Below are 5,291 nucleotides of genomic sequence, written 5' to 3' on the forward strand. Positions count from 1 at the left end.
TTCATTCTTCATACTGATATAGCTTATAGTGGGTTATTTGCATTTCCAAATATAGCTATATCAGTATTTTTTATGCTATTACGCTCGATTTTCTGTTACGGCAGCTCAGCTGCGGCTCCCCGGCAGGGGTTAGTACAACATTTGTATTTATAAAATTACCCCCATTGCGTTCAACGGGTATTGTATTTTTGAAACAGTATCTTTATTTTTGACTTAAAAATAATGCCATGAAGAGAATTCTACCATTATTCTGTGTCCTGCTTATTGCTCTCACCTCTTGCCAGAATGCCCCTTTGCATGATTTAATAGATTACCATAAGGTCAGTGAAAAGAACATTGACAAATATCAGCCTGAAATCACCTTGAGATTCTCACGAAGCGCCAATCTTTTTGAACTGGCGAGCACTCCTGAGAATGATATGAAAGCGGACCTTGCGCTGGCTGAAGCCTTGGACCAAGATAAAACCGTTAACAATATCAAGGCTGAAGGAAAGATCAACGTGGCAAAAGGAACTGTTGTAAAGGTGCTGGGGTATGCCAACCCGGTTGGACAGCGCAAGTTCCAGCCTGATTTCTTTCTGAACTCGGATCCATGGCTGGTACAGCTCCCGGATGGCAGAAAAGCATATATGGCAGTCCCTGAGATGGCTATCGGTGTACTAAGTAAAAAAGGGAACACTATAACCGATGTAAGAATAAATCAGGACAAATCCGTTGATGCACCCTACCAGTACAGAATTAAGATGAAAAGCAAGGACGGCGGACCGGACATTGAAGACTGGAGCTTCCATCCTAAATTCTACTACAAAGCATGGCAGGATCTTCTTGTTTACTCATATCCAAGACGACACAATAACATCAAGTCCATTCCTGTCTGGAGTTTCTTTTCGGAACACAATTTCAGGGCCGTGTTCCTGCCGGATAATGCATACTATCTATACAGACCTCTGATCAAGATGAGTACAACCTGGAGCCTGGTCGTACAGTTCGTGCTCACACCGCTGATTCTTATGATTCTTCTACTGATACTGCTTCCTAAACTTGTGCTGAGAATGATATGGTGGATTCGTCCGCTGCCTAACTGGCTTGTCAAAGTTATCACTTCATTGGGCTGCTTCTTCTTCCTGTTCATTCTATGTGCCTTCCTCGAATGCGGATTGATAGGAACTGTATTTTACTTCATATTGGGCCTGACTCTGGAATACACGAAATTCGTAAGCATGGATGTGAACTGGGACAGATGTCCGCACTGCCACAGAATAGGATTGCACTATGAAGGCACTCACTACGGCCAATGGCAGGAATCAAGCAGCCACAGAGACAAGAAAGAGGTAAAATACAGCACTTCAAGGGATTACACTAAAGGAGACGGCACAAAGGTACACGAGGTAACTGACCACATAGGGATCAAACGTTACTCTTTATTCACCCGCAGACGCAATTACACTGAAAATTTTGTATGTCCTTATTGCAAAAGAAAAATTTCCTACGACGATAAAGAAGAAATAAGCCATTCTTCCGAAAGATGGCTATAATCTGTCTCTGTTGAATTTCAATCTCTCACCGCAACAGTCATCGTTGAACTCTCCGTTTTCGAACACAAGATTGCCGTTTACGAAAGTATGAGTTACTTTTGAGTTAACGCAGAAGCCATCGTAAGGTGTCCAGCCACATTTCGCATACTCGGAAGCATTGGAAATAATACCAGGACTATTCAAGTCCACAATAGCCAGATCGGCGTGATATCCCTTTCTTATGAAACCACGATGCTCGATTCCATAAATGATTGCAGGATTGTGGCACATAAGTTTCACCAGTTCAGCAATGTTAATACCTGGCACGGAATACATCAGATCAAAACTGTGCTGTATTGAAGGGAATCCCGATTTGCTGCTGAAGTAATTGCCTGTCATCTTCTCCTCAAGCAGGTGCGGAGCATGGTCTGTGCCTATGGTATCAATCAAACCGTTATGCAGAGCCTCAATCAATGCCGACCGGTCCAACGCAGTCTTGATGGCAGGATTGCATTTTATCTTGAAACCCAGATCCTTGTAACGGCTTTCTTCCAGAATCAGATAATGAGGACAGGTCTCCGCCGTGATTCTCTTCATTTCCAGCGGAATATCTTTGTTGAACAGAGCAAGTTCAGCGGCAGTGGATATATGCATGACGTGAAGGCGTGCACCAGTTTTATGCGCAAGTTCAACAGCCTCTGCCGTAGAGCGGTAGCAAGCCTCGGCGCTACGTATATACGGATGGATTGAAGCGCCCGCCTTGACTTGGCCGGCCTCCACCATTGCACGATAACGCTCAGTATTCGCTTTTATGATTGCTTCATCCTCGCAGTGAGCTGCAATAAGGCAAGGTGCATTACGGAAAAGTTCTTCCAGAGCATTCCTGTTATCAACCAGCATATTGCCCGTGCTCGAGCCCATGAACAGCTTGATTCCACAGACATTCCCAGTATCAACATCAAGCAGTTCCTTGAGATTGTCATTCGTGGCGCCGAGATAGAACGAATAATTGGCAAGCGATTTCTCGGATGCCATACTGAACTTCTCTTCCAGAGTCTGCCTTGTTGTGGTCTGAGGCACGGTATTGGGCATATCCATGAAGGAAGTCACCCCGCCAGCCACAGCAGCACGGCTTTCAGTGAGGATATCAGCCTTATTGGTAAGTCCAGGATCACGGAAATGAACGTGCTCGTCAATGATGCCCGGAATCAGGTACTTGCCATCGGCGTCAATGACCATTGCGCCATTGAGCCCGCTTTCAGGAAAGGAATCTTCCGCCACGGTGCCATCCAGCCTCTCGACCTCCCCTATCAAACCGTTTTCAACAAGGACATTGGCCCTGAATACCTCCCCCTCATTGACGACTGAGGCGTTTTTAATCCAAAAATTCATCTGCAAGTAGTTTTTACGGACCAAAGTTAGTCATTATTTTACATTTTTTACTGCGATAGGCCCACAAGGCTATTGTAGGTATGAAAAGCGGAACATATCTTTGCAGGCGAATTAAAGTAGTGTAGAATATTAAAAAATAGATTGCAGTATTTATGGGAACGACAGCTATTGTCTCTGCAATCCTGACCCTTCTGGCTGGAATCGGCATATTCCTTGTAGCGTGCCAGATGATGAGCTCCAATCTGGAATCGGCGAGCTCTGCAAAATTGAAAAGCCTTTTTGCCAAGGCATCTGAAAGCAAACTCCTGGGAGTAGGCATTGGAACGGTCGGGACCGCTGCCATACAGAGTTCAGGAGCAACAACCGTAATGACAATAGGATTTGTCAACGCGGGTATCATTTCACTTATCCAGGCAGCCACCATCATCTACGGCGCCAACATTGGAACCACAGTAACAGCACAGATTGTAGCACTCGGTATGTTTGGCAGGAACGCACTGTCAACAACGGTGATATTCTCGGCATTCGCTGGAATAGGCGCAGTGATTGCAACGTTTGCAAAAAAGAATTCATCAAAAACCCTTGGAGGCATTCTTACAGGATTCGGTATGCTTTTCGTTGGCCTTTCTCTTATGAGCGGCTCAATGGAGGAATTCGCCGCCCTTGAAGGCGTAAAGCTTTTCCTTGCCAGAATCAGCAATCCTCTCCTTCTGGTTATCATAGGAACAGTGCTTACAGCAATAATCCAGAGTTCTTCGGTAATGACATCCATTGCGCTGGCAATGTGCGTCACGGGGCTCATTTCGCTCGACCAAGGCATATTCATCACCATGGGATCGAACATAGGTTCCTGCGTGGTTGCAATAATTGCGGGCGTAACCAGCGGAACCAACGCAAAGAGAACGGCTCTGATCCACCTGCTGTTCAACTGTTCGGGTGTGATTGTATTCCTGGCCATAGGCTGGTTGCTCATTGTCCTGAGCGGAAACACAATCAGTTTCGGCACAATGTTCAACCATCTGTTCCCTGATGCACCACAGACCCAGCTGGCAATGTTCCATACCTTCTTCAACGTGCTCACAGTTGTAATAATGCTTCCTCTTACAGAAGCTCTGGTAAAGCTGGTCACAAGAATGGTCAAGGAACAGAAGGAATCTCAGGAAACCATGCACCTTCATTATGTCGATGACAACATGCTTCAGGCACCACCTCTTGCAGTTGAGCAGACCAAGCTTGAGATTCTGAGAATGGCCGATCTTTCAATGAAGAACTTCGACAAATCCATTGCTGTGATAACAACGCTGGATTTCTCCGGAAGGGAGGAATTCAACCGCACCGAGGATCAAATCAATTTCATAAACAGGGAACTCGTTGATTTCGTTGTGAGGCTGTCTGACCGCAAAGGACTGAGCATTCACGACAAGCATTATCTTTCCACCGTATTCAGGACTGTAAGGGACATTGAGCGTATTGGCGATTACGCTGAGAACATAATTGAATATGCCGATGCTCTTGCCGAGGCCGGTGACAGATTCTCCGAGGAAGCCGTCAACCAGATTTATGCACTTCAGGAACTTGTTCATTCATTGTATGAAAAGACCATATTGGCTTATACAACAGGCAACCAGCACGCACTTGAACAGGCGAATGAAATAGAGGAACAGATTGACACTTTCACCAAGGCAATGGAAGACAGCCATATAGAAAGAATGGGCAAGGGTATCTGCAACGCAAACACCGGTGCCCAGTATATGGAACTGTCCTCGGATACGGAACGTATAGCGGACCATCTTATAAACGTGGCAAAGACCATCAGAGGTCTTTAGTTCAATTGTCAGCTTCTAAAAAGAAACCACGGATGCGCTCAACATTGTTTGTCACGCTGAGGGCCAGCATGAGAAGTATGCGGGCCTTCTGCGGAGAAAGGCCGTTGGCGGCAACGAAACCATACTTGTAGTCATCAACTTCTCCCTGCTCGGTGTAAACCCCACCGAAAGGAATCCTTGATGACCGTACAATCATCATTCCGCGCTCCTTTGCCTCCAGTGCTTTCTTCATTACACAGCGATGGAAATTTCCCATTCCGGCACCGGCCAGAACCACTCCGCTGAAGCCTGCATCCATGAAAGACTGCAATGGCAGTGACGAGTCTCCGCCATATCCGTAAATTATGCCAACCTGTGGAAGAGAATCCAGTCCGCTGATATCAAACACAGGCGATTTTCTGTCACGGACAAGTTTCAGAGACCTGTTGCCAACAGATATGAAAGCATCTATTGCATGAGTGTTGTATTTCATTACATCACTTGCCTTGAATTTCTTCTGTCCCAGGCAGCAAAGAACCCCGTTGTCAGGAGTTGCCTTTGCAAGGAAATCCTTGTCAAC

Annotated in this window: 4 protein-coding genes; 2 read left to right on the forward strand and 2 right to left on the reverse strand. The window is 45.9% G+C overall.

The window, feature by feature from the left end; translation table 11 throughout:
- The first annotated feature begins 227 nt into the window (after positions 1-227).
- The gene (locus AC06L3_RS08170) at positions 228-1,535 is read left to right on the forward strand and encodes a hypothetical protein (protein WP_475670128.1); all 1,308 of its coding nucleotides are present in this window, start codon (positions 228-230) and stop codon (positions 1,533-1,535) included.
- Here AC06L3_RS08170 and AC06L3_RS08175 read toward each other — a convergent pair.
- Positions 1,530-2,906 (reverse strand): dihydroorotase, encoded by a 1,377-nt coding sequence (locus AC06L3_RS08175; RefSeq protein ID WP_475670129.1) that lies wholly within the window; start codon positions 2,904-2,906, stop codon positions 1,530-1,532. The two genes, AC06L3_RS08170 and AC06L3_RS08175, sit on opposite strands and share 6 nt — an antisense overlap.
- Before the next feature lie 152 nt (positions 2,907-3,058).
- Here AC06L3_RS08175 and AC06L3_RS08180 point away from each other — a divergent pair, with 152 nt between their 5' ends.
- Positions 3,059-4,732 (forward strand): Na/Pi cotransporter family protein, encoded by a 1,674-nt coding sequence (locus tag AC06L3_RS08180; RefSeq protein ID WP_475670130.1) that lies wholly within the window; start codon positions 3,059-3,061, stop codon positions 4,730-4,732.
- Position 4,733: 1 nt separating this feature from the next.
- Here AC06L3_RS08180 and AC06L3_RS08185 read toward each other — a convergent pair.
- Positions 4,734-5,291 (reverse strand): L-asparaginase family protein (locus AC06L3_RS08185; protein WP_475670131.1); only part of this gene is annotated, 558 nt, incomplete at its 5' end.

Source organism: Candidatus Egerieousia sp., from assembly GCF_056211015.1.

Bases quoted from the DNA above. Each gene is read 5' to 3' on its own strand.
- AC06L3_RS08180 (WP_475670130.1), top strand. From the start codon at position 3,059: ATGGGAACGACAGCTATTGTCTCTGCAATCCTGACCCTTCTGGCTGGA.
- AC06L3_RS08170 (WP_475670128.1), top strand. From the start codon at position 228: ATGAAGAGAATTCTACCATTATTCTGTGTCCTGCTTATTGCTCTCACC.
- AC06L3_RS08175 (WP_475670129.1), bottom strand. From the start codon at position 2,906: ATGAATTTTTGGATTAAAAACGCCTCAGTCGTCAATGAGGGGGAGGTA.